This is a genomic window from Phormidesmis priestleyi ULC007 (assembly GCF_001895925.1).
Classification (GTDB): Bacteria; Cyanobacteriota; Cyanobacteriia; order Leptolyngbyales; family Leptolyngbyaceae; genus Phormidesmis_A; species Phormidesmis_A priestleyi_A.
The window spans coordinates 1-1010 of record NZ_MPPI01000118.1; the positions used below are offsets into that span (position 1 = coordinate 1).

Consider the following 1010-nt stretch of genomic DNA (forward strand, 5'->3'; position numbering starts at 1 on the left):
AAATTGAAGCAGAAGATATCCGGTGGATTTCGCTCGGTCGAAGGGGCGCAAATGTTTGGTCGCATTCGGGGCTACATTTCCACGCTCAAGAAGCAAGGATTCAATGTATTGGACGCACTCAAGCAAGTGTTCTTGGGCAATCCGACTATCCCTCAACCTGAGTAGTTACGGTTTAGCTCTGCTTTCTCGGATCTCGCCCAGTTTTGCTGACTCAGTTATCAACGGAAGAGGTTGAAAAAATGACACTCATACAAACGTGGCGATTCATCACAATTATGCCGACTTCGCTGAGTCTCAGCTTATCTATGGCACATTTACTAGAATTGCCGCAACTTATGAAATTTGACCAACAACTTTGGGTTGAGGTAACAGTTTTTAAAAACGTCTATCGACTATTTGGCTCAGTTGGTGCAGCGTTTGAAATCGGTGCAATTCTAGCGGCAATGGTACTGGCTTTTTTAGTCCGCAAACACCGTTCAATTTTCTATTGAACGTTGAGTGGAGCATTGCTTTTGGTGCTGGCATTTGTGAGTTGGATCTTGTTTGTGGCACCGATGAATGCTGAATTTGCTCAATGGCTGACTCACCCAGTTCCGGCAAACTGGGCACGCTATCGAGATCAATGGGAATGTGCTCACGCCATCAATGCTGTCATTAAACTCTTGGGGCTAAGTTTGCTGGCGCTCTCGGTGTTGGTTGAAATACCTAAAAAGAAAGCCATCGATTATCCATAAGCCAATGTCGGGTTGGAGGATAGATATAGATATGTTTGCAGGCAAAGATATATACATGGCTATAGGAATGGCGATCGGCGTTGGAGTCGGTACTGCCATTGGTGCAGCATTCGGCAACATTGCGATCGAAATTGCCATTGGAATCAGCTTGGGTGCAGCAGTAAGTAGCTAGGCGCAATTAAATATAAAACGCTCCAGTGAGTACTCACCCGATTGACTCCGGGATTCCATCCCCCGCATCACCACCTTGGCTAAGTCATACTGATTATCGAACAT

The 1010-nt window shown here is 45.7% G+C and carries 2 protein-coding genes; both read left to right on the forward strand.

All coding sequences use genetic code 11. The features are described from left to right. Positions 1-239: 239 nt before the first annotated feature. Positions 240-491: a hypothetical protein gene (locus BRW63_RS29375; protein WP_223257541.1), complete on the forward strand. Its 252-nt coding sequence runs from the start codon at positions 240-242 to the stop codon at positions 489-491. A gap of 3 nt (positions 492-494) precedes the next feature. Next, positions 495-734 (forward strand): hypothetical protein, encoded by a 240-nt coding sequence (locus BRW63_RS29380; protein WP_223257542.1) that lies wholly within the window; start codon positions 495-497, stop codon positions 732-734. Positions 735-1010: the final 276 nt, after the last annotated feature.

Coding starts and splice junctions, on each gene's coding strand:
- BRW63_RS29375 (WP_223257541.1), top strand. CDS start 240: ATGACACTCATACAAACGTGGCGATTCATCACAATTATGCCGACTTCG.